Annotated in this window: 16 protein-coding genes and 1 pseudogene; 6 read left to right on the forward strand and 11 right to left on the reverse strand. The window is 59.1% G+C overall.

Annotated elements, in window-relative coordinates:
* Positions 1–63 precede the first annotated feature (63 nt).
* The 3 genes from NKF27_RS20405 (at position 64) to NKF27_RS20415 (ending at position 2,770) form a co-directional block, all read left to right on the forward strand.
* Entirely contained in the window at positions 64–927 is an 864-nt protein-coding gene (locus NKF27_RS20405; RefSeq protein ID WP_253554683.1) for a YicC/YloC family endoribonuclease, read from the forward strand.
* Between the two features lie 375 nt (positions 928–1,302).
* Positions 1,303–2,523 (forward strand): site-specific integrase, encoded by a 1,221-nt coding sequence (locus NKF27_RS20410; protein ID WP_152480003.1) that lies wholly within the window; start codon positions 1,303–1,305, stop codon positions 2,521–2,523.
* Positions 2,524–2,584: 61 nt separating this feature from the next.
* Positions 2,585–2,770 carry an AlpA family transcriptional regulator gene (locus NKF27_RS20415; RefSeq protein ID WP_035414227.1) on the forward strand — a complete coding sequence of 62 codons (186 nt, stop codon included), beginning with the start codon at positions 2,585–2,587 and terminating at the stop codon, positions 2,768–2,770.
* 213 nt (positions 2,771–2,983) lie between these two features.
* Here the strand turns inward: NKF27_RS20415 and NKF27_RS20420 are convergent, their stop codons facing one another.
* From NKF27_RS20420 to NKF27_RS20440, 5 genes are all read right to left on the reverse strand, one after another.
* Positions 2,984–3,595, reverse strand: a complete 612-nt coding sequence (locus NKF27_RS20420; RefSeq protein ID WP_035470208.1) for a lambda exonuclease family protein — start codon at positions 3,593–3,595, stop codon at positions 2,984–2,986.
* Positions 3,596–3,655: 60 nt separating this feature from the next.
* Positions 3,656–4,393: an ERF family protein gene (locus NKF27_RS20425; RefSeq protein WP_035470206.1), complete on the reverse strand. Its 738-nt coding sequence runs from the start codon at positions 4,391–4,393 to the stop codon at positions 3,656–3,658.
* Between the two features lie 11 nt (positions 4,394–4,404).
* The gene (locus NKF27_RS20430; RefSeq protein WP_035470203.1) at positions 4,405–4,590 is read right to left on the reverse strand and encodes a hypothetical protein; all 186 of its coding nucleotides are present in this window, start codon (positions 4,588–4,590) and stop codon (positions 4,405–4,407) included.
* Positions 4,591–4,686: 96 nt separating this feature from the next.
* Positions 4,687–5,655, reverse strand: coding sequence for a DUF932 domain-containing protein (locus NKF27_RS20435; protein ID WP_035470200.1), 969 nt, complete (start codon positions 5,653–5,655; stop codon positions 4,687–4,689).
* 138 nt (positions 5,656–5,793) lie between these two features.
* The gene (locus NKF27_RS20440; RefSeq protein ID WP_035470198.1) at positions 5,794–6,126 is read right to left on the reverse strand and encodes a hypothetical protein; all 333 of its coding nucleotides are present in this window, start codon (positions 6,124–6,126) and stop codon (positions 5,794–5,796) included.
* Between the two features lie 766 nt (positions 6,127–6,892).
* Between NKF27_RS20440 and NKF27_RS20445 the strand changes: the two genes are divergently transcribed.
* Together NKF27_RS20445 and NKF27_RS20450 are read left to right on the forward strand one after the other, a co-directional pair.
* The gene (locus NKF27_RS20445) at positions 6,893–7,588 is read left to right on the forward strand and encodes an inovirus-type Gp2 protein (RefSeq protein ID WP_035470195.1); all 696 of its coding nucleotides are present in this window, start codon (positions 6,893–6,895) and stop codon (positions 7,586–7,588) included.
* A gap of 66 nt (positions 7,589–7,654) precedes the next feature.
* Complete coding sequence (locus NKF27_RS20450) at positions 7,655–7,972, forward strand: DNA-binding transcriptional regulator (RefSeq protein ID WP_231498571.1); 318 nt, start codon at positions 7,655–7,657, stop codon at positions 7,970–7,972.
* Positions 7,973–8,094: 122 nt separating this feature from the next.
* Here NKF27_RS20450 and NKF27_RS20455 read toward each other — a convergent pair whose 3' ends face one another.
* Both NKF27_RS20455 and NKF27_RS20460 read right to left on the reverse strand, forming a co-directional pair.
* Positions 8,095–9,912, reverse strand: coding sequence for a hypothetical protein (locus NKF27_RS20455; RefSeq protein ID WP_253554685.1), 1,818 nt, complete (start codon positions 9,910–9,912; stop codon positions 8,095–8,097).
* Positions 9,913–10,411: 499 nt separating this feature from the next.
* Positions 10,412–10,675: pseudogene (locus NKF27_RS20460) on the reverse strand (MerR family DNA-binding protein); the annotation flags it as partial.
* Between NKF27_RS20460 and NKF27_RS20465 the strand changes: the two are divergent.
* A complete protein-coding gene (locus tag NKF27_RS20465) occupies positions 10,659–11,246 on the forward strand; it encodes a hypothetical protein (RefSeq protein ID WP_231498570.1) in 588 nt (195 codons plus the stop codon). The pseudogene NKF27_RS20460 and the gene NKF27_RS20465 sit on opposite strands and share 17 nt — an antisense overlap.
* Positions 11,247–11,419: 173 nt before the next feature.
* Here the strand turns inward: NKF27_RS20465 and NKF27_RS20470 are convergent, their stop codons facing one another.
* The 4 genes from NKF27_RS20470 to NKF27_RS20485 form a co-directional block, all read right to left on the reverse strand.
* Positions 11,420–11,908: an SCO family protein gene (locus NKF27_RS20470; RefSeq protein WP_308812420.1), complete on the reverse strand. Its 489-nt coding sequence runs from the start codon at positions 11,906–11,908 to the stop codon at positions 11,420–11,422.
* 100 nt (positions 11,909–12,008) lie between these two features.
* Positions 12,009–12,473 carry a copper chaperone PCu(A)C gene (locus NKF27_RS20475; protein ID WP_035470183.1) on the reverse strand — a complete coding sequence of 155 codons (465 nt, stop codon included), beginning with the start codon at positions 12,471–12,473 and terminating at the stop codon, positions 12,009–12,011.
* A complete protein-coding gene (locus NKF27_RS20480) occupies positions 12,451–13,224 on the reverse strand; it encodes a cytochrome c oxidase assembly protein (protein WP_071211138.1) in 774 nt (257 codons plus the stop codon). The genes NKF27_RS20475 and NKF27_RS20480 overlap by 23 nt, the downstream gene beginning before the upstream one ends.
* A 356-nt stretch (positions 13,225–13,580) precedes the next feature.
* Complete coding sequence (locus tag NKF27_RS20485) at positions 13,581–14,648, reverse strand: L,D-transpeptidase family protein (protein WP_045993870.1); 1,068 nt, start codon at positions 14,646–14,648, stop codon at positions 13,581–13,583.
* Between the last annotated feature and the right edge of the window lie 8 nt (positions 14,649–14,656).

The following is a 14,656-nucleotide window of genomic DNA, read 5'->3' on the forward strand; positions in this document are numbered from 1 at the left end:
GCACCCTCGACGGCCCTGCGACACCACCGTGCCCGACGCCAGGAATTCGCCAGGAGACCGACCATGGTTCACAGCATGACCGCCTTTTCGCGCCAGGACCTCGAGGCCGAGTGGGGCAGCCTGCAGCTCGAGCTGCGCAGCGTGAACCAGCGCTACCTGGAGCCGCACTTCCGACTGCCCGAGGCCCTGCGTGACCTGGAACCCGGCTTCCGCGACGCCCTGCGCAAGCGCCTGGCCCGGGGCAAGATCGAGTGCACCCTGCGCTTTGATGCCAGCGACAAGAGCGACAGCCTGAGCGTCAACCATGAGCGCCTCGCCGCCCTGTCATCGGCCCTGGCCGAGGTACGCGCCACCCTGCCCGAGGTGCACATGCCCGACGCCCTGGCCATGCTCGGCCATCTTGGGGTGCTCGAAGGCGGTGGACTCGATCTGGACGCGGTCAAGCAAGCCGCCAACCAGATGTTCAAGCAGGCCCTGAATGACCTGGTGGAAGGCCGTGCGCGGGAAGGCGAGCAGCTCAAGGCGCTGATCGAGGAGCGCCTGGCGGCCATCCATGAGCTGGTGGCCGAGGTACGCGAAAGGATGCCGCAGATCCTCGAACGTCAGCGCACCCAGCTCGAGGAGAAACTCGCCAACCTCAACGTCGAGCTCGACCCCCACCGGCTCGAGGCCGAGGTGGTGCTGATGGCCCAGAAGGCCGACGTCGCCGAAGAGCTCGACCGCCTCGATACCCACGTCACCGAAGTCGGCCGCCAGCTTAAGCAGAAAGGCCCCATCGGCCGTCGCCTGGACTTCCTGATGCAGGAGCTGAACCGCGAGGCCAACACCCTGTCGTCCAAGTCCGTGGTCGCCGACACCACCCGCTGCGCGGTGGAATTGAAGGTCCTGATCGAGCAGATGCGCGAGCAGATTCAGAACATCGAGTAGCATCCACCAAAGGCCATCAAAAACCATTAAACTACTGTTTTTCAAAGAAACAAAGACATAAGAAATCCACCAAGACCCACCAGCATCCCCGGAAATCCAGATCATATCGGGGAGTAAACCGGGGAGAAAAAGCATTGCCTCTCCTCCCTCAGACACATACCCTTGAAGATACTCCCCAACCATGTCGATCCGAGTGCATGACCGGGAGAAAGTGGGGGAGGTGCCCGCTGGCACTCTAAATGCCGTTGCAAAAAGGCCCACTGGGCGCCAGTGACGAGCTCATATGACATTGAGCCGCCTATCTAGCCCAAGCCTAGCCCGAGCAGCTATCAAACGGTCGTTTGTTTTATTTTCCACGGGGGACGAGAGGAAATAATGGGAAGCCTTACCGCCAAGAAGAGCCAGTCGCTTGTCAAGGAGGGTAAAGCAGGGCGCTACAGCGACGGCAACGGCCTGTACCTGATGATACCGAGGAAAGGAACTCCTTACTGGATGTTGCGATACACGCTGTTTGGCAAGCGGCGTGAGATGACACTGGGCAAACATGCCCACCTCTCTCTCGCCGAGGCTCGGACGAAAGCGGTTGAAAACCAGAAGTCTATCCGCAAAGGCCTTGACCCCATCGAGGAACGCAAACGCGATAGCCAAGCCTTGATCAGGACAGTGGAGGACCTGTTTGCTGACTGGTACCCGGAGCTAGAGAGAAGACTCAAGCACCCAGCTATTCCAAAGCGGATATACAAAAAAGAAGTGGCGCCCCTCATCGGGGGTAGATCGCTGGATGCTGTCACTCCAATTGATATCCGTGAAATAATTAGACGAGTAACAAATAGTGGTAGGCCGACAATAGCTAATGACACACTGATGTATCTTAAACAGATGTTCAACCACGCCATAAAACTGGGAATTTTAACTTACAACCCAGCATCAGCCTTCAACGTCAACGACGCAGGCGGTATTGAGAAAAGCCGCGATAGGGTTTTGAGCCTCGATGAGATTCGCAACGTTTTCCAAGCATTCAGAGACAATAGCGACAGCTTCAGCCGCGACAACTACCTCGCCTGCGCGCTACTGCTCGTCCTGGGAGTACGTAAGACCGAACTTACCGAAGCCCAGTGGTCAGAATTCGACCTGAAGAACGGCCGGTGGAACCTGAGCGGTGAGCGCAGCAAGACAGGCGCCGGGATCGTCATTCCCCTCCCACCGCAAACCATCGGCTGGCTGGAAGAGCTCAAGATCCGTGCCTGCGGCTCGGACTATGTCTTTCCTAATCGCCGCAGCAGTAAGCGGGCCCACATGGGCAAAGACACGCTGAATCGTGCCATTGCCAAGCTATTTGGCAAGGAGCCTGGCAAGAAGCCGCAACCAGAGAACCGGATGGGCGATATCACCGAGTTTACTGTGCATGATCTGCGCCGCACCTGCCGCAGCTTACTCGCTGCGGTTGGTGTACCGGGGCATGTCGCGGAGCGTTGCTTGAATCACAAGCTCAAGGGCGTCGAAGGCATCTACGACCGTTACGACTACTTCGACGAGCGAAAAGAAGCGATTATCAAGGTCGCAAACCTTCTTGGCCCTGCAATAAATCTGCCCTAACTCACAACGTAAATTTCTACACACCAACAACATCTCATGAGCCAATTCTGGAGAAAGCGCCATGAGACTAATCAAGCTTAAAGATGTCACCAGCCTTACAGGTCTTGCACGCTCCACCATTTACAAATACATTTCCGAAGAAAGATTCCCAAAACCAGTATCCTTGGGAGAAAGAAATGTCGCCTGGGTAGAGGAAGAAATTCAGGACTGGATCCTAGAAAAAATAGCCGAAAGAGACCTTGCATAAATAGGGTAAAAAAACACGCTCGTCATTCCACCTAGCCGCAACATTCCCGCCGACTAAAAAAATACCGCTCCACCAGCCGACACAGCTTCCTAAGCAGGAAGCTGTGTCGGCATTATCATGTTATTTTTTCAAAGGCATCCCCTCTCAGCGAAGGACACCACCTCCTCACTGCCAACCACTAGGCGTGTAAATCCACCAGGTTTTCATCAGGCATCAGGCCGCCATGACCATGGCCATGCGACGATCAAGCTCCTCGTAGAAGGCCTCGACCCGCTCGGCGATGGTGCGAATCATCACCTCGTCCCGGTAGGCCCGCTTCACGAACAGCGGCATCCCCGGCCAGTAGCTAACGAAGTCGATCCATTCCCGCTCGCTGACCCACAGGCCGCCCTGGCACTGAGCGACGTGCTCTTGAGGTAGCTCGTCGGCCAGCAGCAGCTCGATCTGGTACTTGGGCAGCTTGGTCTTGATCTCCACCAAGCCATTGGTATCCACCAGGCAGTCCGGCGAATAGCCCACACCGTGGTTGAGGATGATGCCGACCTGCGCCAGGCGGGGCAGACCGGTGGCCTCGTGATAGAGCTCCCGGGCCACGGGCTCCAGCTCATGGCCGCGCTGGGTGTGGGCATTGCCCTGAAAGGCATCGGACGGCTCGCCGGTGATGCGCTCTCCGATCAGTTGATGCATGTAGCTGAGGGCCCCGGCACCGAAGCCGCCCGGTCCCTTGCCCTTGACCAGCAGAGTCTTCAGCTCGGACATGGTGACGATACCCAGACGGGCGGCATGCCACTCGGGCGTGCCCTGGTCCAGCGCCAGTATCTGCATGACGTTCTCCTTCTCGATGACACGGCATAGGCCGCGAGGGGAGGTCCCTTCGCCGCCCGATCAGTGATGTTGATGGTTGGGCTGCGCCCGCTTCTGCAGGGAGGCACGCAATCTGTCGAAGTCGCCGCGCGGCACCTGCTCAGCGTCGCCGTACTTGCCGACGAACCACTCCTGGGTCGCAGGAGGACAGGCGGCGATCAGCTGCCGGATCTGCCCGGCCTGGAAAGGGGTGACGAGTTTGACCGGGGCGGCGGCCTGACCGTTGTCGTCCTGGCCGCGGGTGGTGATGTTGAGCAGTGCGCAGAGCACGTAGCGCTTGCCGTAGCTGGTAGAGGAGCCGAAGGCCTGAACGGCGTTCTTGCTGCCGCTGGTATCGGCCGGCAACAGCATGCTGGTCTCTTCCCGATGGCCGTCCTGGTGCATCAGCACGCCGGTGACCTGGATGCCGCGTTCCTGGGTCTGAATGCGGAAGCTCACCGCGAAGCCGTACTTTTTCATGATCGGGCGCACGGTATCGACGATGTCCTCCAAGGTGGCGTAGTGACCGTTGTTGGTCTTGCCACGCTCGGCGATGCTCGGCAGTTCGGTCTGCATGGCCGCCATCGCGGCGCTGTAGGCCATCAGCGCCTGGCGGTCGAGCACACGCTCCTGCATCTGGAGCAGACGCTCCATCTTGTCGATGTCGACCTCGGGATTGAGTGCGGCCCGCTCGATCACCTGGATGATCGCGGTGCTGTCCTGGGTGGCCTGTGCGACCGGTGCCTGGTTGGCGGTCTTGGGATGAATAGGGGTTGCCATGATGGCCTCCGTTATCGATAGCGTTGGATGACGTCAGGGAGCTGCTCGATCGGGACCGGCTCCAGGGACACGGCCACGCGATAGACCTGCCCCTTGGCCAGAACGTGGGTTTCGGTTGCCTGTTCGCCGGCCTCCAGCAGCTGACGGGTCAGCTGGGTCAGGGCCCGGCATATCTCGAACGTCATGGGCGATTGCATTGGTATCTCCTGAAACAGTAGCGCCCGGCCTTTGAAGGGGCCGGGCGCTCTGCCGCGATGAGGGAAAGGCTGGGTGGATGTTTTGCTGAGTGATGATCAGCCCACCAGCGCAAGGGCAGACTCCAGCGCCTTGTCCTTGAGGCCGGCGCCCTGGCCGAACCAGGCGGAGTCCATGCGGTAGTCGTTGCTGCGGGCGCGCTTCTCGTGATCCACGTACTCGGTGACCGCATTGAGTAAGCCCCAGGCGGTGCCTTGCGCCGTGCACAGCTGAGAGCCGCGCCCCTCACCCTGATAGAGCTTCTGGACGCGATTGAGGGCGCGAACGTTGGGCAGCTTGGACGGATCGTCCATCGGCGCCTCGGCGTTGCAGACCACCGACTGGAAGTAGGTTCTCGCTTCCTCCTGGCTGACCTTGCGCTCAGCCAGGGTCTTCAAGCGGTACATGAAGTCGTCCCACTGGGACACGGAGATCCCCAGCTGCTGCTTGACCAGCTGAGGGCGAAACTCGGTGCTATGTGGCACTTTCACGCCCTGGGAGGTGCCATCCACCGCGATGGTCAGGGTGTTGTTGCAGACCACCCGCACGGACGTCGGGGTGGCGACGGTGGCCAACGAGCCGTCGCAGGAAGTGGCCAGCAGCAGGTAGTCGTTGACCTGATCCTGGCCCTTCAATGCCCCGCCCAGGCCGCTGCGCGCCAGGGCCCAGAACTTGCGGCCACCCTTGAGCACCCCGGCCGTCTCCAATTCGTATCCCGCGTATTCCGTGAGATCACGGTAGAACTCCAACACCTCCTCCGGTTGCACCACCTTGTAACGCTGGGAGACCACCGACAGTGGATCCTTGGTATCGGAGCGGTAGAGCACTTTCTGCTCGGGGAAGGAATGGATGCTGCCCAGGTGGCCAGCGCCGTCGGCAATGAAGCGCACCAGGGATTCCTCGATGTGCCAGTCCATGCCGGCCTGCTGTCGCCAGACTTCCAGCGGCTGATGACGAGACAGCTGCTGGCCCAGGCCATGCCAGGGGGTATCGCCAACGTAGGCCATTTGTTCGATCAGGTGTGCCATGGGGAAAGCTCCTTGAGAGTCGAGCACTGCATAACAGCCCGCTCCCCAAGGAAGCAGGCCGACCGTGAGCATGTTGATAAAGGGAGTCGCGGGATCATCGCTGAGCAGCGATGGACTCGTGAGACGGATCTTTAGGGGTCAATCGATATGGGGACGAAAGGTGTGGCCGCAGGCACGGCACTCGAGATTGTCGAGCACCTGATCATCCAGCTGACTACCCAGCCGTGCCCCAGCGACACCGCCTGCCGTGCCACCGACCAATCCACCAAAGACGGCTCCGGCGATACTGCCGACAGCGATCCCGACCGGACCGCCTACTGCGCCCACCAGGGCTCCGGCCTCGGCGCCACTCCAGGCGCCGGCCGCCCCACTGGCGGTACCGGCCACCGCCCCCGTGGAGCCTCCTACCTTCCGCCCGCGATGGCGCGACACGACCCGCAACGCGCCACAGCTGGGACAAGACATGGACATGACATTACCTCTTCCATCGAAAAAGACATGAGAACGAAGCCACCCGTCTGGGGCTTCAAGGAGGTAGTACAGGTTTGAAATTCGATTGAATCGACAACGGGCAAGATCCTGGGCGACACACCCGCAACATCATCGAGGTATACGTCAGCTACGGGAAAAAGCCGGGTTTTCCGGCCTCCGTCGGCTTCCTGAGCATGTTTCAGAACATCCGTCCGATGTTTCCCAGGATGACAAGCCAGGACGACGTAATATTTTACAGCGCTGTGAGATGGGATGCAGCGAAACCGTGACGTCATCGCGTCGCGGTGTCTTGTACGGATCGATAACGGAATTTCCCGAGAAAGTTAGTGACACCTCATTCGCCAGAAAACTGGGGCGATTGGCATGTCCAGGGATAGCGTTTCCCTGGGGTTCCGACATGCGTCACTGACGGGTAAGTATTATAAGGAGATTCACTAGACTCCTAACAGGGTCTACAGGGATAGGTCACTAGGTCATGATGGGCTCACTTGTGAAAGCCCATCCAGGATCATGAAGGATCATCCGAGGAGTGGTCCCATACAGACCACTCCCAATGAAACCATCACCCAACATGACCTTCTAGGGATTGACCTCACAGGCGACTGGAAAACGCCTGATGATGAAGTTCAAGTGAGCGACAGCATCACATCAAGGTCAGTACATACCGCTTCCTATTATCCTCCTATCGATCGACAAGACCATCGCTGCGGAATCTTTCACCATTCCCACAGCGAGGTATCTCCTCATGTTTCAACATCACCCCCTCTGCCATCCGCTTAACGACAAGCTGCGCCTTCACTACGAAGACATCTATCGAGGCTTTGACGTCCAGCATTGGACAGATGGCCCACTGGTCGTGAACTACCTGGAACGGTCCTTGCAGACCCTTGACGCCGTGACACGGATCAACCATTCCACCTTCATCTTTCGCGTGGATCTCCACTTCCCGGATGAGATGCCGCGTCTGCCGATGCATGAGACCAACGCCGTGCTGGCACGGTTCTTCTACTTCTTCCGCTACGAGCTCAAGCGGAGGCAAACCAAGTACCCGACCCAGCTGCACTACCTGTGGGCACGCGAGCAGGTCAACAGCGACAAGCCGCACTACCACCTGATGATCATGCTCAACAGGAACGCCTACGACAGCCTGGGGGCGTTCGGTCCAGATTGGTTCGGGGTCTACTCATTCAACAACCTCTACCACCGCATGATGCGTTCCTGGTTGAAGGCAATGGGGTTCGATCATGACGATCCACGCTTCCATCAGCTGATCCATGTCTGCAAAGACCCGGTCACAAAAGAGCCCTGGTCCTGCGCCCTGCATCGGGATGACTGGATAGCCATGAATGAGGCGGTATTCATGGCCAGCTATCTGTGCAAGGCCTTCAGTAAACCGTTCGGCCAGAGGGCGCATGTCTTCGATGGCAGTCGTCTTTGGTGATTGAGTGACATGGTATGGGTCCGTCCTAGGCGGACCCGTCCTACCTCTCTCAACATGGTGCCTGCAATGTTTCCGACTTCGATGTTTCCCTCCCTCTCGTTCCCTCACAACACCCGTGGCAGCCAAGAAGAATCGTCATCCCACGATCCCTGGGGAGATCGTCGCCTCGCCAGGATGGAACGCAAGGAACCGACCCGTCGACTGCTACGTGACGTCATGGCCCTACGCCGGATTCGTGGCATGAGCCAGACAGCGCTGGCGGCCGATCTGGGAGTCAGCGTGCGAACCTTGCAGGAGTGGGAGCAGGGGCGACGACTGCCCTCGGGGGTTGGCCATGCCCTGCTCAGACAGTGGGTAGAGACCCACCAAAGCGATGGAGATTGAGACATTGCGATGGATTATCGTACAACATGAGCGCCGCAGGATGTCGATTTTCATGTTTTTTTAGATTTATAAGTCACAATGTCTAACCCAATACCAGTTTGCACGCTCTAGGCAGCCCATCGCTACTTCTGGCGAGAGGCATCGCATGAGGCACGCCAGCGCCCATAGGGGCCACGTTTCTCGAGAGGGACAAGCTGAACCCCGAACGTCGCAAGCAAGGCCCTGCTCTGCTTGAACTTGGCCGCCAACCCTCGGGACGTGACAGGCCAGGAACCTGAAGGATCAGGCTCAGGGCGATACCCATCGAGCAGCACAAGCCAATCCTTGACCGTGGCCTCTATCCGTCCATCTTCCGACGCATCGATGAGACGCTTCACGGCCATCGCGACAGGATTTTCCTCCAGCTCATAATCGCGACGACTTTGCTGGTTGGCATCAAGTTGTTGCCAGAATTCGGCAGTATCTCGACCCAAAGCATCAGCCACCAGTACACCTATCCGGCATAGGTCTCGCAAACCACCATAGCGGTCGCATTGTCGATCATTTTCAACATGGCTCCAGAACTGGTTAACATAGCCAAATATTTGGAGAAGGCCATGAATGATGGTTCTCTCCGCCATGCTGCGATCCTCCACAGCATTTTGAGATTTGCCCCCTCCTGCATCATCCAGCTCTATGCTCAAGGTAGCGTCGGATAGCGGTGCATAGGTCACTACACTCTCGCTGCTATTCAGCATGACCGCACAACGGACGGAAAGATCTACCCCAGAACGCTTCGTTTTCGTGCGCCACTCCATTGCCTTTCCCTGCATGATCGAAAGCAAGCCTTTCTGCTGTGTTTTGGACAGCGAATCCACTCGATGGAAACTCATCAGGTAATGGCACTGCGCCCGAATATCCACTTGCTTTATCGACTTGGGAACCTCGATCTCAAACAGACTACTCGCCGGGTCTATGACCGTCTTCAGCATCTTCTGTGAATCGATCAGCTCAGGAGTAGGCTCACCTAACAACTCAAGCAACACGGGCGCACTATCTGAGCGCCAGGCCATGACCATCCAGGCAATCACCAACAGGTCACTATCTTTCGGCAGCGAAGTGACATCGAATAAAGTAGATATCGATTGAGGAAGCACATTCCCAACGTTATCAGGAACACACACCGGCAAGCTTTCTCGAGGCATGACATGGGGAATCCCAGTCCGTATCTCATAGCTCGATAAGCCCGGTGAAAAAATCAAGCATTGATTCCCCAAGATCAGCGCACGTCGACCACTGTTCAAGTCAACGCCTGCACGACCGTAAACCGGTAGAACAGCCTCGGGGATAGCACCATAAACAAAATTGCTGATGGCAGACCTGATGACACCATAGGAGACATCCTGCTGCCTTCCTATGGAGGTTCTCCAATACTCTCCCTTCAGCCTCTCAAGGATCTTTGGGTCCAAATGTGGCAAAGTCTCGCCCGTAAACTTATCAGTCAGCAGTGGGCTTCTCGACTCATTAGTAGTGAGATAAAACTGTCCTTGAAGCATGGACATGACATCGGCTACTTGTCTATCGTGACGAGATTGCTTTGGCGCTTGGCGCGCTCCAAATAACCCCATGCCCCCAGCACCAGATTCACTGCTCAAATCAGGCGCTGCCGGCCAGGAAGGCCAAGGAGCATTGAGCGCAGCTTGGAGATCGGGGTCACTAAAGAGGGACTTTAAAGTGGCCGGTGGCTCATCATCGTGTGATGCATTGGGAAATGAGGAAGAGGGTCCTGTATCGGGCGTAGGCGAAGTCTCTGCGGCATCATCAAGCTCACCAGAAGCCACCTTCCGAGCTTGCTCACGCCAATGCTCACTCAGGCCAAACCTCTGCCGCCGGTGCTTGGTATTGGCTACCTCGTGTCCCACTGGATGAGACTCGTGGTTATCCTGACCATGATCCGTCATTCCCTACCTCGTGCCTTTTCGCCATCGAATATCTCGCAAAGCCTATCACACGGACCTCTGACATCCGCTCTTCCCGATCCCCCTCGTTAGCTGTGATACCTCAGGCTTCTTAAGCCAGGCGGCTACATGGCCGAGACAGTAGAGGCGACTTGTCGTCTCGATCACCACCCCCTGCCTTACAAATGGCGCACAGCGGCCCCGGGCCGCTTTTATACCGTGAGATACGAAATCATCAGGTAGCGGCATAAACGCCGCACAGAGCGGCATGGCGCGATAACGTCGCCGTCTCTACCCACAGCCCACTGACCACGGCGGCCACGCATGAAATTTCCACCCAACAGCCGTATCAACTCCATCATGGACGACCGGCTGGCCGCCAACAGCTGTCAAGGTCTTCGCTGCACCGCATGTCGGAGTTCTTCGAGACTGTCAGTTTCAACAGATGGCTGCATGGAATGCCAGAAGCTGGCAGCACCACATTGACGAGCCCCGTCATGACCTACCAGTCATGCAGGGCAGCGATCAACGGGCACGACACCTTTCTTTGATGCACATGGCATTCATCGACCAGCCGGGATAAGGCCGCCTCGATGCGGGTCAGATCAGCCAGCCTGGCGCGCACGTCGTCAAGTCGCTGTGACGCTAGTTCCGCCGCCTCGCTGCAATGAGCACCATCCTCCAGAGCCAGTAGCTGCCCGATCTCGTCCAGGCTGAATCCCAGCCGCTGCACCGCTTTCACGAATTTCATGCGCGCCACGTCGGCGCTGTTGCTCGTGCAGTTGCTGGCTTTACCGGTCTATCTCTGGCTCTTTCTGGGCGCGGAGTGGTTCCAGGCAGCGATCAGCACCCACCTCCTCAGCGCCTTCGCGGGATTGATTCTCACCCCCTTGGCCCTGGCCTGGGTGACCGAGCGGCTGGCCGAGCGTCACCTCAATGCCAGACGGTGGGTTCATGGCCTGGGCCTACTGCCCGTACCCCTGCTGGCACTGGTGGTCTTTGTCATCGCGGCCTCCCAGGTGACGACCGTGGCCGGCCTCGGCGGGGTCTTGCTGCAAGTGCTGCCGATCTTCGTCGCCTACCTGGCCTTTGCCGCCATCCTGGGCAAGACCCTCGGCAGGCTCTTCCGGCTCTCCGCGCCATCAGCCAGGACTCTGACCTTCAGCTTCGGCACACGCAACTCCTTCGTGGTGCTACCCATCGCCCTGACGCTGCCCGATGCCTGGCAAGCCGCCGTGGTGGTCATCGTCTTCCAGTCGCTGGTCGAGCTGTTCGGCATGGTGGTGTACCTGAGATGGGTGCCAGGCAAGTTGATCCCGGAGCCCTCTCACACATAGCCCTTGCAGCTCCCCATCCAATTTCCAGGAGTAAAATGTGATCGAACGTCGTGTTCGGCTGCCTCAAGGCGCAACGACGAACCTTGCACCGTACTCCTAGCCAAGCCCCCCTCGGCAGCCCCCTGAACCGTACCGATCCTCTACGGAAGATAGGGGCGATGGACAGTGACTACTCAGGCACCGCTGGCAAGCCTTTCGAGGTCGGCAACCACGGCCTCCATAGGATCGCTGTCGCGGATCAGCAGGCGCGCCTCTCCCTGATCATTGAAGGCGAAAACAGCGCTGGAGTGCGACACATCATAGTTGCCTTCGCTGTCCTCTTCGCCATACCCGTAGGTCACCCGATAGCGGCGTGTCAGTTCATCGAGGGCCGCTTTATCCCCCGTGAGGCCGATGAACTGGGGGCCGAAGGCATCCGTGTACTCTCGCAACGTCTCGGCGTCATCGCGACGAGGGTCGACCGAGACGAAGAGCACCTGAATGTCGTCGCGCGCCGCCTCACCCATGCGTTGGGTGGCGGCGTCGAGGCGCGCGAGGGTGGTGGGACAGACATCGGGGCAGTGAGTGAAGCCGAAGAACAGCAGTGTGCTCTTGCCGAGGAACTGATCGGCGTTGACGTCTTTGCCGTTCTCGTCGACAAGCTCGAACGCCAGGGGAGGCATGAGCCCCGAGATATCCTTGGTCTGCCAAGGCGGCTCGCTGCAGCCCGCAAGCCATAGGGTCACGAATAGTGCCATGATCCATCGGTGCATCCTGCTCCCCCTACTGTGCTGTCGGCGCCACGGCGCGGAAGGTGACACGCTGTCGCTGCTCGCCGGCGAAATGAAGGTTCACCTCGATGTCGTCACTAACAACGAGGGGGCGAGTCCGTTTCATGAGCATGAGATGATAGCCCCCCGGTGCGAACTCGATCTGCTCCCCCGCTGCCAGTTCTAATTGGGCGACGGGTTGCATACTGGTGATGCCATCCTGATTGACAGTGCGATGCATGGTGACATTGCCGAAAGCGGGGCTATCCGCTCCTGTCAGGGTGACGCCCTTCTCACTGGTATTCGTGAGGGTGAAATAGCCTGCCGCGGGCAGGTCCCCGGGCAGAAGCCGAAGACGCGCCTCGCTGACCTGCAGTTCGGCAGCAGCCACCGTGCCGGGCGTCGCGATCAGCAGCAGGAAGGCCCAGCACCAGCGTTTCGCCAGGCGCGGCAGACTAGCGTGTGGCGTGAGAGACATCAGCGGCATCCTCCTTGCGGGCGTCACGGAACAGAAAGCTGAGAATGATCAGAACCCCAATGGCACTCATCATCGAGGCGGGAATCCAGGTCAGCAGGCCGCCGAGGAGTTGGTCAGTCAGAGGATCCAGCGGCCAGGCGCGACCGCAAACCTCGTAGACATCGAAGATCACGTCGCGACTGAAGGTGATATAGGCGCCCAGGAGAATTTGCGGGGGGATCACCGCCAACAGGATGGCGACACGCTTGCCATAGCCGAGACCGCCTTGTTGCGGCGAGCGGCGATCCAGGATCAGCCACCAGAACAGCAACCCATCCAGCGCCATGCTCCAGTTCATCACCTGATAGAGATCAGCGCTGAGCATGGCGTCGAAGTGGATCTCGGGAATCAGCCAGAAATAGATCAGCCCGACGAACAGTAGGGGGGCGATCAGTGGATGCTGCAGAGTCCGATAAACAGGACGCAGCAGGCGCGCGGCCAGGCTCCACCCGGGGAAGGGTCTGATTCGAGTCGGCAAGCCGTCTGCCAGTACCGGCAAGGGGGCGGCCAGGGCGATCAGGAGGGGGCCGGCGTGATGCAGCACCAGGTGCTGGGCCCGATGGGTAAAGAACATGTACTGGGCGAGGTAGTCGTAATGAGTCTGGGTGACGCCATAGATGGTGGCGACACCCAGCAGGTAGGCCAGGATTCGGCCCGCGCCGGTGGCCTCGCCGCGCCGTCTGCGCTGCCGCAGGCCTCGCAGGTAGAGCACGATGGCCAGCAGGCAGCTCGCCGACCAGGTCAGTGAGAACTCCCACGGCAGCAGGTAGCCCAGAGCGACGTCGAGCTCGATAGCCCTTCCCTCCCCAGAATCGGCACGCCAATGGTGAGCTTAGGAGCCCGCCGCACCATGCGGCAAGGTGGGCCTATAAACGCAGGCAAAGCCAGAGCCCGCACCTCGGTGCCTGGTAGGCGAGGAAGGCCGCGCCCCAAGGCAGGGCACCAGTTCAGTGGTTGGGTATAACTGCCAACGCACCGCCAGTGGCCCTGCAGAGGGCGATAGATCCTGTATCAGCCACGCCTGAAGTCAGCGTCACGAGACTGACAAGACCCGCCATGTTGTCCTCGTCATGGCCTGCGCAGCGCGATTTCTGCGTAGATACCCTTGTAGCCAGTGTCGTGCTTTCTATCCGGTTCCGGCGCCGGCTTGGGGTTCAGGGACACCATGCGACCGCTGGGGTCATCCAATAGGCCGCGAAGCTGTCCATCATCGAAGCTCAAGCCCTCGACACCGCGTTGGTTGAGGCGTGTGACGGTGTCTTCCAACGCGGACATGCTGTGCCCTTCTTCTTCCAGCGGCGGGAATGCCTGAACCAGCGGCTGCTCTTCCTCCCAGCCGATCTTGATGGGTTGGTTGACGATTTGGACCTGGGTGTTCGGTGGCACGCGGTCGAAAATCGACTCGATGTCCTCAGGGAACATGCGAATACAGCCACGGCTGGCACGCATGCCGATACCATCCGGCTGGTTGGTGCCATGAATCAAGTAACCGTCGAAACCCAGGATAATGGCATGATCCCCCAGTGGATTATCCGGACCCGGAGGCACCACGCTGGGCGCCTTCTCACCGCGTGCCCTGGCTTCACGCTGGACCGACTCGGGTGGGTACCAGGCAGGGTTCTCGATATTCATGGTGGTTTCGGTGACACCGAGGGGGGTACCGAAGCCTTCACGACCGATGCCGATGGGATAGGTCTCAACGCGTGGCGTTTCACCATCGTCAACCTCCGGATAGTAGTAGAGGCGCAGCTCGGCGATGTTGATGACGATCCCGGTGCGCTCAGCATCGGGCAGGATGAAGCGCCCGGGTATGGTCACCTCGGTACCCTCGCCGGGAATCCAGAGACTCACATCCGGATTGGCGCGCACGATCTCCCTGTACCCCAGGTTGTGTCGCCTGGCGATATCGAGCAGGGTATCTCCTCGATCATCCACCGTTATGCGGTAGGTGTCGCCGATCACATTGCCTTCCTCAGGCAGCGGATAGTGGCCGCGGGGCCACTCGTTCTCCTCTTCGGCCTGAGCAACGCTAATGAGTGCCAGCCAACCGACCAGCACCCCCACCACTGAGCGTGCTCGGAGCTGCCACCATGGACCTTTCCTCGCTGTACTAGAGTGACGTTCCGATAAAGCCATTATTCTCT

This window comes from Halomonas sp. DN3, from assembly GCF_024137905.1.
GTDB classification, from domain to species: Bacteria; Pseudomonadota; Gammaproteobacteria; order Pseudomonadales; family Halomonadaceae; genus Halomonas; species Halomonas litopenaei.